Source organism: Pseudomonas sp. NFX71, from assembly GCF_048079215.1.
In the GTDB taxonomy this organism is placed as follows: domain Bacteria; phylum Pseudomonadota; class Gammaproteobacteria; order Pseudomonadales; family Pseudomonadaceae; genus Aquipseudomonas; species Aquipseudomonas fluorescens_B.
In genome coordinates this window covers 3899517-3913878 of sequence record NZ_CP182230.1, presented here as the reverse complement: position 1 = coordinate 3913878, position 14362 = coordinate 3899517, and the positions used below count along the sequence as shown (strand labels likewise).

The following is a 14362-nucleotide window of genomic DNA, read 5'->3' as shown; positions in this document are numbered from 1 at the left end:
GAAGGAAGCCAGTTGATGAACCGCCAGATCACCGCCTCCACCTGCTGCTATTGCGGAGTCGGCTGCGGCGTGCTGATCGAGCATGACGGCGAGCGCATCCTCGGCGTCAACGGCGATCCGGCCCACCCGGCCAACTTCGGCAAACTGTGCAGCAAGGGTTCGACCCTGCACCTGACCGGTGACCTCGCGGCCCGAGCGCTGTATCCGGAACTGCGCCTCGGCAAGGGCCTGGCCCGCAGCCGCACCGATTGGGACACGGCCCTTGATCACGCTGCCAGCGTCTTCGCCAAAACCATCGCCGAACACGGCCCGGACAGCGTGGCGTTTTACATTTCCGGGCAACTGCTGACCGAGGATTACTACAGTTTCAACAAACTGGCGCGAGCACTGGTCGGTACCAACAACATCGACAGCAATTCGCGGTTGTGCATGTCCTCGGCAGTGGTCGGCTACAAGCGCAGCCTCGGTGCCGATGCACCGCCATGCAGCTACGAAGACCTGGAATCCAGCGACTGCGTGATGATCGTCGGCAGCAACATGGCCTACGCCCACCCGGTACTGTTTCGGCGCCTCGAAGAGGCAAAATCCCGCCGGCCACAGATGAAAGTCATCGTCATCGACCCGCGTCGCACCGACACCTGCGACTTGGCTGACCTGCATCTGGCGATTCTTCCGGGCACCGATGTCGCGTTGTTCCATGGGATCTTGTACCTGTTGCTGTGGGAAGGCTGGATCGACCGCGATTTCATCAAGGCCCACACCGAAGGGCTGGCCGAACTGAAAGACCTGGTTCGCGATTACACGCCACCAATGGTTTCGCAGCTGTGCGGGATCAGCGTTGAACAACTGCAACAATGTGCCGAGTGGGTGGGTACCTCGCCGAGTTTCCTGTCGTTGTGGTGCATGGGCTTGAACCAGTCCACCGCCGGAAGCGCGAAAAACAGCGCGCTGATCAACCTTCACCTCGCCACCGGGCAGATTGGCCGTCCGGGTGCAGGACCTTTCTCCCTGACCGGCCAGCCGAATGCCATGGGGGGACGGGAAACTGGCAGTTTGTCGAACTTACTGCCCGGCCATCGCGAAGCGGCCAATGCCGAGCACCGCGCGGAAGTGGCCGCCTACTGGGGCGTTGACCCATTGCCTGAACGCACCGGGCTCAGCGCGATCGAGCTGTTTGAGCAGGTTCGTAGCGGAACCGTCAAAGCCCTGTGGATTGCCTGCACCAACCCCGCGCAATCGATGCCGGACCAGACCGCCGTGCGCGCAGCGCTGGAAGCCTGCCCGTTCGTGGTGTTGCAGGAAGCCTTTCGCACCACCGAAACCGCCGCGTTCGCCGACCTGCTGTTGCCTGCCGCCAGCTGGGGTGAAAAGGAAGGGACGGTCACCAACTCTGAACGGCGGATTTCCCATGTCCGCCGTGCGATTGTCGCCCCCGGTGAAGCGCGTTCCGACTGGGCGATCACGGTAGATTTCGCACAGCGCCTGGAAAAACATCTGCGTCCCGATCAAGCCAGTCTGTTTGCGTTCGAGACCCCGGCGCAGATCTTCGATGAGTACAAGCAATTGACTCGCGGCCGTGATCTGGACTTGTCCGGCATCAGCCATGAGCTGATCGACCGTCTCGGGCCGCAGCAATGGCCATTTCCTGCAAACGCCAGTGAAGGTACGACCCGATTGTACGTGGACGGTATTTTCCCGACCGCCAGCGGACGCGCCCGGTTCATCGCCGATCCGTATCTTGCCGCCCGGGAACAACGTGATGGGGAATTCCCGCTGACCCTGATTACCGGCCGCCTGCGCGATCAATGGCACGGCATGAGCCGCACCGGTACGGCCGCGCAGTTGTTCGGTCATGTCAGTGAAGCCGTGTTGAGCCTGCACCCGGATGACCTGCACCGCCATGGACTGCAACCCGGTGAGCTGGTCAGCCTGAAAAGCCGTCGCGGCGCGCTCATTGTTGCCGTCGGCAGTGACGACAGTGTGCGTCCTGGCCAGGCCTTCCTGCCCATGCACTGGGGCGATCGCTTCCTGAAGGGTGGTGTCAATTCGATCACCCAACCGGCTTTTGATCCATTGTCGAAACAACCGGAACTCAAACACACCGGAGTAAGAGTTGACCCGGTAAACCTGCCCTGGAACCTTTTCGCCTTGGTCGAGGGCGATATCCAACAGCATTTTGAGACGCTACGACCACTCTGCGAGGCGTTTTCCTACGCCAGCCTCAGCCTTGTTGGCCGTGAACGCCCCGCGCTGCTCATACGCGCTTCCAGCGCCACAGCGCCAGACCCGCAATTACTGCGTGATATCGACCACTGCCTGAGGCTCAACGAGGGTCCGGTACTGGCCTACGACGACCCTCGGCGCTCCATCGGTAAACGGGTGCGGATCGAGAACGGCCGAATTACCTCGATTCGTCTCGCTGGCGAAACCCTCGCCCAGCACTGGCTGCAGGACCTCTGGCACGAAGGTCGCGTCGACCAGCAACTGCGGCGCTGGCTGCTTGCACCGCTGAGCGCGCCGCCTGGTAACGCCAGCGCGCCGACCGCCGGCACCAAAACCCTGTGCAACTGCAAAAACGTCAGCCAGAACGCGGTCTGCGCCGGCATCCGTCGAGGCCTGGACTTGCAAGGTTTGAAACAAGAATTGGGCTGCGGCACGCAATGCGGCTCCTGCGTCCCGGAAATAAAGCGTTTGTTGGCCGCCACTGCGCAGCCGATCGCCGTCATCTCGTGAGGAAAACACTATGAACGCAAAAGTCTGGCTGGTGGGTGCAGGTCCTGGCGACCCGGAATTGCTGACCCTCAAGGCTGTTCGAGCGTTGAGCGAAGCCGATGTGGTGTTGATCGACGATCTGGTGAACGAAGCGGTGCTGGAGCATTGTCCACGGGCGCGAATCATTGCCGTGGGCAAACGCGGTGGCTGTCGCTCCACGCCTCAGGCGTTCATTCATCGATTGATGCTGCGTTATGCCCGTCAGGGCAAATGCGTGGTGCGGCTCAAGGGCGGCGACCCGTGCATTTTTGGTCGCGGCGGTGAAGAGGCCCAGTGGCTGCGCGAGCGCGGGGTCGATGTCGAGCTGGTCAATGGCATCACCGCCGGACTCGCCGGTGCAACGCAATGCGATATTCCGTTGACGCTACGGGGCGTTGCGCGCGGTGTGACGCTGGTGACGGCCCACACCCAGGATGGCAGCAGCCTGAACTGGCAAGCCCTCGCCCAAGGCGGCACGACATTGGTGGTTTATATGGGCGTGGCGAAGCTGAGTGAGATTCGCGAGCAGTTGCTGATTGGAGGGATGGCGGCAGATACACCGGTGGCGATGATTGAAAACGCGTCCCTGCCACACCAGCGGGAATGCCGCAGCGATCTGACGGCAATGGAAGAAGATGCCTACGCCTTTGAGCTGAAAAGCCCGGCCATTCTGGTGATTGGCGCGGTGGCGGCTGACGAGCAGATCAAAAGATCGCAGCCTGCGGCAGCTCCAACATTGGCCCTGCGTACATCCTTGTAGGAGCTGCCATAGGCTGCGATCTTCTCGCCACGCCGCAGATCCAATGCTGGAACCCAAATCGCAGGCAAAGAAAAGCCCGGCCTAAGCCGGGCTTTTCTCAGAGCTGCGGGCTAATTACTTAGCTTGAGCTTCAACCTGCGCTTCTACGCGACGGTTTACAGCGCGACCAGCTTCAGTTTTGTTGTCAGCAACTGGGCGGGATTCGCCGTAGCCAACAGACTGAACGCGGGACGATTCAACACCGTACTGGTTGGTCAGAACTTGCTTAACGGCGTTTGCACGACGCTCGGACAGTTTCTGGTTGTAAGCGTCAGGACCGACGGAGTCAGTGTGACCTTCAACAGTAGTGGTGGTGGATGGGTACTGCTTCATGAAGTCAGCCAGGTTCTTGATGTCGCCGTAGCTGTTGGTTTTAACAACAGATTTGTCGAAATCGAACTTAACGTCCAGCTCTACACGAACAACTTCAGCAACTGCTGGGCAGCCATCAGCGTCAACAGTTACGTTGGCTGGGGTGTCCGGGCACTTGTCAACGTTGTCGCAAACGCCGTCGTTGTCGCTGTCGGAGCAGACTTCAGCTGGTGCTGGAACTGGAGCGGCTGCAGGCTTGGAGCCGCCACCGAAGTTCACACCGATACCGACGCTTGGAGCCCACTCGGTGTCACCTTGGTCGATGTTGTACTGAGCTTCAACGCCGGCACGGGCGTAGAAGTTGTCAGTGAAGTACAGCTTGGCACCGCCGCCAACGTTGGCGAAAGTGGAGCCGTTACGACCACCACGGCCGGTCTGGCCGATGCTCTGGTCGGAGAAACCAGCGGATACGTACGGACGTACCATGTCGCCTGGGTTGTTGAAGTGGTACAGAGCGTCCAGAGCGGTGTCGGAGCCCTTGATGTTCTTACCATCTTCGCCACGAACGTTGTGCACTTCGTCGTAGCCCAGACGCAGTTCAACGTCGTCGGTCAGGAAGTAACCGATCGAACCACCGAACAGGTTGCCGTCGTTTTTGAAATCGCGCTGGCTGTCGTAGTACTCTTTCTTCATGAAGCCTTCGATTTCAACTGCGCCTTGGCCTTGTGCCAGTGCGCCGAACGAAGTGGCTGCAATAAGAGAACCAATGGCCAAGCCCAAGGTGTTTTTCAGTTTCATCCGTTAAATCCCCATCTGGTGATTGTGAAGCAGTCCCGCAAACCGGGGGACAACTCGGCGGCAAGTCTATCAGAACTTGCCTACACGTAAGAGATATTTGCGCCGAACTAAGTTTCAGCAATGCCTGCAAATTTCTCACGCAATTTGTCTAGAGCGCGTTTGTAACGCATTTTTGTTGCACTCAAACCCATGTGCATGATGTCTGCGATCTCCTGAAACTCCAGCTCTGCGACAAATCGTAGCACCAGAATTTCACGGTCAATCGGGTTCACATACACCAGCCAGCGATCAAGTCCGCCCTTCTCCTCGGGTTTCGGCGCCTTTTCTTCAGACGCTTCCTCGAGGGGGTCCAGACTCAAAGCGTCCATCAAGCGACGCTTTCGCCGTTCTTTCCGATACTGCGTGATGCACTCGTTGTACGTGATGCTATATAGCCATGTCTTGAACTTCGATTTCCCCTCGAAGTTCTTCAGTCCATACAGCACCTTCAACATCACTTCCTGACAGACATCGTCTGCATCGCGATCGTTCCCAAGATATCGTGCACAGACGTTAAATAATGTTCGTTGGTAACGCCGCATCAATTCTTCATAGGCGCGCGTTACGTGAAACAGCTCGGTATGCGAGCGCGCGACCAACTCCTCATCAGAGAGCTCGCGGGGGTCGTAGCGCGTGGAGAGCGATTGAGCTTTATTCAAAACAAGTCGGGCCGACAGTCAGGTCAATGTCCGCCGCAGCCCTTCAGGGCATTTTGCGGCGGCATACATTAGCAGGGTTTGCCGGGTTAGCGGCTACTCACATGCTGCTCCAGGAGGATCCGATTGGAGAGAGAGACTAGCTCACCCTCATCGGTCAGCAATGTGGTTTTAACCGTGCCGATCTCTTCGATCTGACCTTCGACCTCGCCAACACGCACTTGTTGCCCAACCTGATACAACTCACGCACATAGATTCCCGCAAGAATCTGGCCGGCAATTTCCCGGCTTCCCAATCCCATGGCCAGCGCAACCGCCAGACCAACGGTTATCAATACGATCACGATCACATGGTTCAGCAGGTCAGTCTTGACCTCCAACTGGCTGATCGCGACCGAAATACTGATGATAATGACCAGGCCCTGGGCAATTCGCCCCAACCCTGCAGCGTAATCCAGCCCTACGCCTTCTGCCGCGCCACGCACCAGCCCATTGGCCAGTTGAGCCAGTAAAACACCCACCAGCAGCACCAGCGCAGCGCCGAAAACTTTCGGCAAATACAGAGCAAGCATGTCCAGCGTAGCTGAAACTCGCTCAAGTCCAAGGGATTCTGCGGCCGAAACCAGAAAAATCAGCAGAACGAACCAGTATACGATTTTACCGATCAGCGTCGAAATCGGTACTTGAAGGCCGGCCCGGGACAGCAATTTTGTCAGACCGGTGCCGCCCATCAAGCGATCGAGACCGAGCTTGGCGAGCAACTTCGACAGCAAAGTATCCAAAAGTTTCGCAACGACGAAACCCAACAGCAGCACGACCAGTGCGCCGAACAGGTTCGGAATGAAATTCGCAACCTTGGTCCATAACGCAGTCATTGCAGTGACGAGGCTCTGAGTCCAGAGATCAAGTTCCATATTCAATCAGCCTTATCAGCAGTGCGAACGGTAGGTTTACGGTGACGGGAAACCGGCGAAACGTGCGCCGATCCGTTATTCAGGGCGATCATCAGCGCGGGCAACCAGCGGCCCAGCAGGCTGAACAGATCACCGGCGCCGACCTGGCGATTGGCGGTTTTCAGGACACGGCCCAGACACGCATCGTCGTCCCGAGTGGACGGCGAGGCGTTCAGCATGTCGCGCAAAGACTGTTCAAACGGATCGTGCATACGCACCTCTCGTGATGTCTGTGAAAGACGCGGCCAGATTTGCACGGGTCACATGGCTCATCATCAGACCCAGCGCAAACGTCGGAATAACCACCACTGCCCCAGTGCCACCGAAACCATCATCAGGCAGGCAATCAGGAAGCCGTAGGGGCTGGCAGAGAACGGAATGCCCCCCACGTTGATACCCAAAAGACCGGTCAGGAAACTCATCGGCAAAAAGATCCCGGTGATGATCCCGAAGCGGTACATCGTGCGGTTCATGCGCACGCTCAATCGCCGGTCTTCGGCCTCCAGGACCAGCCCCACGCGCTCACGGGTCAACTCCAGCTCCTCAAGATAGCGGGTCAGGCTGTTGTTCAATTCGTTCCAGTAATCGCCTTCATCTTCGACAAACCAGGGTAGTTTTATCCGCGTCAGCTGTCCGAAAATATCCCGCTGCGGTGCCAGGAAACGTTTCAGCGCAGCCGCCCTCCGACGGATCTGCAAAATGGAGTCATGTTCGGGTGTATACCGTTCGTCGGTATCCAGCTTCTCTTCTTCCTCATCGACCACTTCCGAGAGGCAGCCGACCAGATCCTGCACCTTGTTGGTGAGGTACTGAGCCATATAAAGGATGAGTTCGGAGGCAGTTTTCGGTCCTTTGCCTTCGGCGAGCTGCACCAGCAATTCATCAGTGGCGCGCAACGGGCGCAGACGCAGGGAAATCACCCGCTGTGCCGAAGCAAAAATCCGCACCGACACCATGTCTTCCGGTTCCGCACCCGGATTCAGATTGACGCCGCGTAAAAATAGCAGCAGTTCGCTGTCGGAAAGCTGTAAGAGACGCGGACGGGTGTTTTCTTCCAGCAACAGATCACAGCTGAATTCACTCAGGCCGCTGGATTTGCGCAGCCAGGTCTGGGTTTGCGGGTGACTGCGATCCCAGTGCAGCCACAGGCTTTCGTGCGCCTGCAGCTGCAAATCATCGAGTTCAGTCCGGGCTATCGAACGCGCACCGCCTTTACCATCCAGCACCAGGGCATGCACCAGCCCCCACTGCGCGTTGTCTTCCTCGAACATCCTCACCCCTTTGCCTGGCTCAACGTTTATTCAGGCATCTTCAGCGGACTTGGCGAGATGATCACGCCGTTGTTGTCCGCATAGATGTACTCGCCTGGACGGAACGTCACACCGGCAAAGGTCACCACCACGTTGAGGTCGCCGAGCCCGCGCCGGTCGGATTTCCTCGGGTGGCTGGCGAGGGCCTGAACGCCCAGGTCGGTCTGCGCGATGATATCGACGTCGCGGATGCAACCGTAGATCACCAGCCCTTCCCAACCGTTGTTCGCGGCTTTCTCGGCCAGCATGTCACCCAGCAACGCATGACGCAGGGAGCCACCACCATCGACCACCAGCACCTTGCCATCGCCCTTGAGCTCGACCTGCTCCTTGACGCGCGAGTTGTCTTCGAAGCACTTGATGGTCACGATTTCGCCACCGAAGGAATCGCGGCCGCCGAAATTGCTGAACATCGGCTCCAGCACTTGCACCAGTTCAGGATAGGCGTCGCACAGGTCAGGCGTGATGTAATGGTTCATCGAGAAACTCCTGTAAAGAGGAAGACAATCGAGGATGTCGCAAAGTGACCGGAAAAGCTCAATGCGTCATATCTTAGCCGCAAGCCGATCAGAGCGAAATGCCCTTGATAGAGCATCGGGCTCAGACTGCCGCGGCCAAATCCGGCTTGTCTCCCGACAACGGCGTGTGCTGATCGGCCAACCAGCGTGCCACCAACGGCCAGACCTCAGTCTGCGCCGCTTTACTGACGAGCATTTCCACGTGGCCGAAGTTGTCGCCAAAGCCCTGTTCGCGACCGAGGTTGATGAACTGCTTGTGCTCGGAGCCCACCTGGTCAAACAACTTGCGACAGGCCCACGCGGGATCCTGATGGTCGCCCGCCGCACTCACCGCCAACACGGGCAAGCGGACATCGGCCAATCCGGCCCACCAGTCCTTGTCGGCATCGCCAAAGCGTCCGAACAGACCGTACCAGCGCATGCTTTCCAGGGCCAGGCCAATCGGCTCGTCCTCCGGGCCGCGCTTGAGCCGTGACCCGGACAGCTGGGCGAAACGCTTGAGAATGAAGCGCCCGCTCCACTCAACCGGCGGGATCTTCAACGGCCAGTAGGTGCGACTGACTTGTGTGCCGAAGAACGCCGCAGAGGCCACCACCGGTTCACCGATGTACTCGCCACCCAGCGCCGCCGCCAGGGTTATCCCGCCCAGCGAGTGGCCGATCCAGTGCGGGACCTGGCCACTCTGCTCACGCACGAACGCGCCGATGGCTGGCAGATCGTAACGAGCGTAATCGGCGACGCGGTTTTTGCGGTAGTTCTGGTTGCGCTGGGACAGGCCATGGCCGCGCATTTCCGGAATCCATACATCGAATCCCAGGCGTGTCAGGTAAGCCCCGAGTCCCAGCCCCTTGGGAGAAAACCAGAACCGTCGATTGGAAAAACTGCCGTGCAACAGAATCACCGGCACACCCCCGTGCGCGGGCTCATCCGCCATGCCCAATCGGGTCACGGCCAACTCCACAGTGCCATCGGGACTGTTGCCGGGTTTCAAACGATAAACGTCTTCGCTCAGATCGCCGCGCCGCTCGGCGCTGATCAGGGCGACAGGAAATAGGTTGCTGCTGCTTTGCATAATGCTCTTGCACAAAAAAGGGCGGCATCCAGAGGAGCCCGCCCTACTTGAATCTTAAAGCCCCGGCCACTCGACCGAGGCTTCATTCACGAATCAGGCCGAAGCCTGACCTTCCGCCAGGAAGAACCAGGTTTCCAGTACGGAATCGGGGTTCAACGAAACGCTTTCGATACCCTGTTCCATCAGCCATTTGGCCAGATCAGGGTGGTCCGAGGGGCCCTGACCGCAAATGCCGATGTACTTGCCGGCCTTGTTGCACGCGGCAATGGCGTTCGCCAGCAGCTTCTTGACCGCCGGATTACGCTCGTCGAACAGGTGAGCGATGATCCCGGAGTCACGGTCCAGGCCCAGCGTCAACTGAGTCAGGTCGTTGGAGCCGATGGAGAAGCCGTCGAAGAATTCGAGGAACTCTTCGGCGAGGATCGCGTTGGATGGCAGTTCGCACATCATGATGATGCGCAGACCGTTCTCGCCGCGGGCCAGGCCGTTTTCTGCCAGCAGGTCGATGACCTGGCTCGCTTCGCCCAGGGTACGGACGAACGGCACCATGATTTCAACGTTGGTCAGGCCCATCTCGTTGCGCACACGCTTGAGGGCGCGGCATTCGAGCTCGAAGCAGTCGCGGAACGATTCGCTGATGTAACGCGAAGCACCACGGAAGCCCAGCATCGGGTTTTCTTCTTCCGGCTCGTAGAGCTTGCCGCCGATCAGGTTGGCGTATTCGTTGGACTTGAAGTCCGACAGACGCACGATGACCTTTTTCGGGGTGAACGCAGCGGCCAGGGTGCTGATGCCTTCAACCAGTTTGTCGACGTAGAAGCCAACCGGATCGTCGTAACCGGCGATGCGCTTGTCGACGCTGTCCTTGATGTCCTGCGGCAGGCCGTCGTAGTTCAACAGCGCTTTGGGGTGCACACCGATCATGCGGTTGATGATGAACTCAAGGCGGGCCAGGCCCACACCGGCGTTCGGCAGTTGCGCGAAGTCGAAGGCGCGGTCCGGGTTGCCGACGTTCATCATGATCTTGAATGGCAGATCAGGCATGGCATCGACGGAGTTTTTCTTGATATCGAAGCCCAGTTCGCCTTCGAAGATGTAGCCGGTGTCGCCTTCAGCGCAGGAAACGGTGACGCCCTGGCCGTCTTTCAACAGCTGGGTGGCGTTGCCGCAACCGACCACGGCCGGGATGCCCAGCTCGCGAGCGATGATCGCCGCGTGGCAGGTACGGCCGCCACGGTTGGTGACGATGGCGCTGGCGCGCTTCATGACCGGTTCCCAGTCCGGGTCGGTCATGTCGGAAACGAGAACGTCGCCCGGCTGGACTTTGTCCATCTCGGACACGTCCTTGATGATGCGAACCTTGCCGGCGCCGATGCGCTGGCCGATGGCGCGACCTTCAACCAGCACGGTGCCGGTTTCTTTCAACAGGTAACGTTCCATGACGTTGGCCTGGGTGCGGCTCTTCACGGTTTCAGGACGGGCCTGAACGATGTAGAGCTTGCCGTCGTCACCGTCTTTGGCCCATTCGATGTCCATCGGGCACTTGTAGTGCTTCTCGATGATCATCGCTTGTTTGGCCAGCTCGCTGACTTCGGCGTCGCTGAGGCAGAAACGTGCGCGATCGGCCTTGTCGACGTCGATGGTCTTGACCGACTTGCCGGCCGTGGCGACTTCGCCGTAGATCATCTTGATCGCTTTGCTGCCCAGGTTACGGCGCAGGATCGCCGGACGACCGGCCTCGAGGGTTTGTTTGTGGACGTAGAATTCGTCCGGGTTCACCGCGCCTTGTACGACGGTTTCACCCAGGCCGTAGGCGCCGGTGATGAACACCACGTCACGGAAGCCCGATTCGGTATCGAGGGTGAACATCACGCCGGCGGTGCCGGTTTCGGAGCGGACCATGCGCTGCACGCCAGCCGACAGAGCCACCAGCTTGTGATCGAAGCCCTGGTGCACGCGGTAGGAAATGGCGCGGTCGTTGAACAGCGAAGCGAACACCTCTTTGGCGGCGCGAATGACGTTTTCGACACCACGGATGTTCAGGAAAGTTTCCTGCTGACCGGCGAAGGAAGCGTCCGGCAGGTCTTCGGCGGTAGCGGAAGAGCGCACGGCCACGGCCATGTCAGGGTTGCCGGCCGAAAGCGTGGCGAATGCGGTGCGGATCTCGGCGTTGAGCTTCTCGGGGAATTCGGCTTCCATGATCCATTGACGGATCTGGGCGCCGGTCTTGGCCAGGGCGTTGACATCATCGACGTCCAGGGCGTCGAGGGCGGCGTGGATCTGATCGTTCAGGCCGCTCAGTTCCAGAAAATCACGATAAGCCTGAGCTGTCGTGGCGAAGCCACCGGGCACCGATACACCGGCACCTGCAAGGTTACTGATCATCTCGCCCAGGGATGCGTTCTTGCCCCCTACGTGCTCCACATCATGGACGCCGAGCTTATCGAGGGAAACTACGTACTCTACCAAGGTGATCTCTCCACTAACTGTGTTGGAAAAGCTCAGAAGCCGGCGCTCCGAGGGAGCATTTGCCAGCTGTATGGCCTGGACCTGGAAAATAAGTGAGAATGCGGGCCAAGGGCGGCCGGCAAATCGCGCCTATCATATCCAAGATTCGTTACTAGCTTAAGGCCCAAGGTGCAAATGAAACGATCTGCTTTCTTTATCTCCGATGGCACCGGCATCACAGCCGAAACCCTGGGTCAAAGCCTCCTGGCGCAGTTCGAAAACATTACCTTCAGCAAATTCACGCGACCGTACATCGACAACGTGGATAAAGCGCGGGCCATGGTACAACAAATCAACAAAGCCGCCGAAACCGACGGCTTTCGGCCGATCATCTTCGACACCATCGTCAATCAGGACATTCGTGAGATCCTCGCGACGTCCAATGGTTTCATGATCGACATTTTCTCGACCTTCCTGGCACCGCTTGAACAGGAACTGACCGAGCATTCTTCCTATACCGTCGGCAAGTCTCACTCGATCGGCGGCAACTCCAACTACATGGAGCGCATCGAGGCGGTGAACTTCGCCCTCGACAACGACGACGGCGCGCGCACGCATTATTACGACAAGGCCGACTTGATCCTAGTGGGGGTGTCGCGTTGTGGTAAGACACCGACGTGCCTGTACATGGCCATGCAATTCGGCATCCGCGCGGCCAACTACCCGCTGACCGAAGACGACATGGAACGCCTGACCCTGCCAAACGCCCTGCGCGCCCACCAGCACAAACTGTTCGGCCTGACCATCGACCCGGACCGCCTCACCGCGATCCGCAACGAGCGCAAGCCCAACAGCCGCTATTCGAGCTACGCGCAGTGCGAGTTCGAAGTGCGCGAGGTGGAGAATCTGTTCCGTCGCGAGAACATTGCACACATCAATTCCACGCATTTTTCCGTTGAAGAGATTTCGGCGAAGATTCTGGTGGAGAAAGGCGTGGAGCGGCGGTTCAAGTAATTCTCTGTTGCCTGTTCTGGCCTCATCGCTAGCAGGCTGGCTCCCACAGTTGATCTGCGGTGAACACAAATCAACTGTGGGAGCAGCCTGCTAGCGATTGAACGATAACGCGGTCCTCTAGATAACAAACAAATCCACAAACCGGTTGACCGGCGTCGCCTCAAGCCGCTCCTGATCCTTGCACAACGCAAAAATCTCCTCGCTACGCTGACCCGTGAATCGTGTCAGCAGGTTCGCCCTGAACTTGTCTTCCAGCAGCGGAATACCTTCCGCACGGCGCCGACGATGGCCGATCGGGTATTCAACCACCACCTTCCCGGTGCCGGACCCGTCCTTGAAAAACACCTGTATCGCATTGGCGATCGAGCGTTTGTCCGCCTCCAGGTATTCGCGGGTGTATTGCGGGTCTTCGACGATGACCATTTTTTCGCGCAGCACATCGATGATCGGATGCGCCGCATGGAAGTCATCTTCGTACTGCTCGGCCACCAGATTGCCGAAGGCCAGCGGCACGGCGGTCATGTACTGGATGCAGTGGTCGCGGTCCGCCGCATTGGCCAGCGGGCCGACCTTGGAAATAATGCGGATCGCCGACTCGTGGGTGGTGATGACGATTCTGTCGATCTCGTGCAGGCGATTCCTGACTTGTGGATGCAACGTCACAGCCGCTTCGCAAGCGGTTTGCGCGTGAAATTCGGCCGGGAAGCTGATTTTGAACAGCACGTTTTCCATCACGTAGCTGCCATAGGAGCGGGTGAAACGGAAGGCACGCCTGTCTTCGGGCTTGAGCGCCAGGTCGTTGTTGGTGTGGCTGAACGACACGTCGTAGAAGCCCCACTGCCTGGCGGTCAGCACCCCGGGAATGCCCATCTCGCCACGCATCGCGATGTCCGCCAGACGCACACCTCGACTGGTCGCATCGCCCGCCGCCCAGGATTTGCGTGAACCGGCATTCGGCGCATGCCGATAGGTGCGCAACGCTTGCCCGTCGGCAAAGGCATGGGACAGCGCGGACAGCAACTGCTCGCGATTGGCGCCCATCAGTTTGGCAGTAACGGCGGTCGAAGCGACTTTCACCAGGATGACGTGATCAAGGCCTACACGGTTGAAGGAGTTTTCCAGCGCGATCACGCCCTGAATCTCATGGGCCATGATCATGGCTTCAAGGACGGCGCGAACGGTCAGCGGCGCGTCGCCATTGGCCAGGCGCTTTTGCGACAGGTGATCGGCCACCGCGAGAATGCCGCCGAGGTTATCGGACGGATGGCCCCATTCAGCGGCGAGCCAGGTGTCGTTGTAGTCGAGCCAGCGCACGATGCAGCCGATGTCCCACGCCGCTTTGACCGGGTCGAGACGATAGCTGGTACCGGGTACGCGGGCGCCGAACGGGACGACGGTGCCTTCGACGATCGGCCCGAGGTGTTTGGTGCATTCGGGGAAACGCAGCGCCAGCAAGCCGCAGCCGAGGGTGTCGATCAGGCAGTTGCGGGCAGTGTCCAGAGCTTCCCTGGACTCGATCTTGAAGTTGAGGACGTAATCGGCAATGTCCTGCAGGACCGTGTCGTAGTCGGGGCGGTTGTTTTGGTCGACGTTGGTGCTCATGTTCGATTCACTCGTGAAGTGGTTCGTTGATGGGACCTCGGTTCAGGGCAATCTCAGTTAATGAAAAATTCTTATGATTGAAATGCAGTC

12 protein-coding genes are annotated in these 14362 nt (G+C 59.0%); 3 read left to right on the top strand and 9 right to left on the bottom strand.

Features of this window, described 5'->3' with window-relative positions:
- Positions 1-15: 15 nt before the first annotated feature.
- Together ACM1ZW_RS18115 and cobA are read left to right on the top strand one after the other, a co-directional pair.
- Complete coding sequence (locus ACM1ZW_RS18115; protein ID WP_416738979.1) at positions 16-2733, top strand: molybdopterin-dependent oxidoreductase; 2718 nt, start codon at positions 16-18, stop codon at positions 2731-2733.
- 10 nt (positions 2734-2743) lie between these two features.
- A complete protein-coding gene (gene cobA, locus ACM1ZW_RS18110) occupies positions 2744-3511 on the top strand; it encodes a uroporphyrinogen-III C-methyltransferase (protein WP_414878605.1) in 768 nt (255 codons plus the stop codon).
- A 114-nt stretch (positions 3512-3625) separates the two neighbouring features.
- Here cobA and ACM1ZW_RS18105 read toward each other — a convergent pair whose 3' ends face one another.
- The 8 genes from ACM1ZW_RS18105 to ppsA form a co-directional block, all read right to left on the bottom strand.
- The gene (locus ACM1ZW_RS18105) at positions 3626-4660 is read right to left on the bottom strand and encodes an OmpA family protein (protein WP_414883415.1); all 1035 of its coding nucleotides are present in this window, start codon (positions 4658-4660) and stop codon (positions 3626-3628) included.
- Positions 4661-4767: 107 nt separating this feature from the next.
- Positions 4768-5358 (bottom strand): RNA polymerase sigma factor SigX, encoded by a 591-nt coding sequence (gene sigX, locus ACM1ZW_RS18100; protein ID WP_017337463.1) that lies wholly within the window; start codon positions 5356-5358, stop codon positions 4768-4770.
- Positions 5359-5444: 86 nt separating this feature from the next.
- Positions 5445-6269 (bottom strand): mechanosensitive ion channel family protein, encoded by an 825-nt coding sequence (locus tag ACM1ZW_RS18095; RefSeq protein WP_008027407.1) that lies wholly within the window; start codon positions 6267-6269, stop codon positions 5445-5447.
- A gap of 2 nt (positions 6270-6271) precedes the next feature.
- Entirely contained in the window at positions 6272-6520 is a 249-nt protein-coding gene (locus tag ACM1ZW_RS18090; RefSeq protein ID WP_007944521.1) for a hypothetical protein, read from the bottom strand.
- Between the two features lie 63 nt (positions 6521-6583).
- Positions 6584-7579, bottom strand: coding sequence for a zinc transporter ZntB (locus tag ACM1ZW_RS18085; protein WP_416738978.1), 996 nt, complete (start codon positions 7577-7579; stop codon positions 6584-6586).
- A 26-nt stretch (positions 7580-7605) separates the two neighbouring features.
- Positions 7606-8097, bottom strand: coding sequence for a ribonuclease E activity regulator RraA (gene rraA / locus ACM1ZW_RS18080; protein ID WP_017337461.1), 492 nt, complete (start codon positions 8095-8097; stop codon positions 7606-7608).
- A 121-nt stretch (positions 8098-8218) separates the two neighbouring features.
- Positions 8219-9208, bottom strand: coding sequence for an alpha/beta fold hydrolase (locus ACM1ZW_RS18075; protein ID WP_017337460.1), 990 nt, complete (start codon positions 9206-9208; stop codon positions 8219-8221).
- 93 nt (positions 9209-9301) lie between these two features.
- Positions 9302-11677 (bottom strand): phosphoenolpyruvate synthase, encoded by a 2376-nt coding sequence (gene ppsA / locus ACM1ZW_RS18070; RefSeq protein ID WP_414883413.1) that lies wholly within the window; start codon positions 11675-11677, stop codon positions 9302-9304.
- A gap of 174 nt (positions 11678-11851) precedes the next feature.
- On the opposite strand from ppsA, the gene ACM1ZW_RS18065 reads away from it, so the two are divergent.
- A complete protein-coding gene (locus ACM1ZW_RS18065; RefSeq protein ID WP_008027418.1) occupies positions 11852-12670 on the top strand; it encodes a pyruvate, water dikinase regulatory protein in 819 nt (272 codons plus the stop codon).
- A gap of 117 nt (positions 12671-12787) precedes the next feature.
- On the opposite strand, the gene prpD is transcribed toward ACM1ZW_RS18065, so the two are convergent.
- Positions 12788-14272: a 2-methylcitrate dehydratase gene (gene prpD, locus ACM1ZW_RS18060; protein ID WP_414878603.1), complete on the bottom strand. Its 1485-nt coding sequence runs from the start codon at positions 14270-14272 to the stop codon at positions 12788-12790.
- Between the last annotated feature and the right edge of the window lie 90 nt (positions 14273-14362).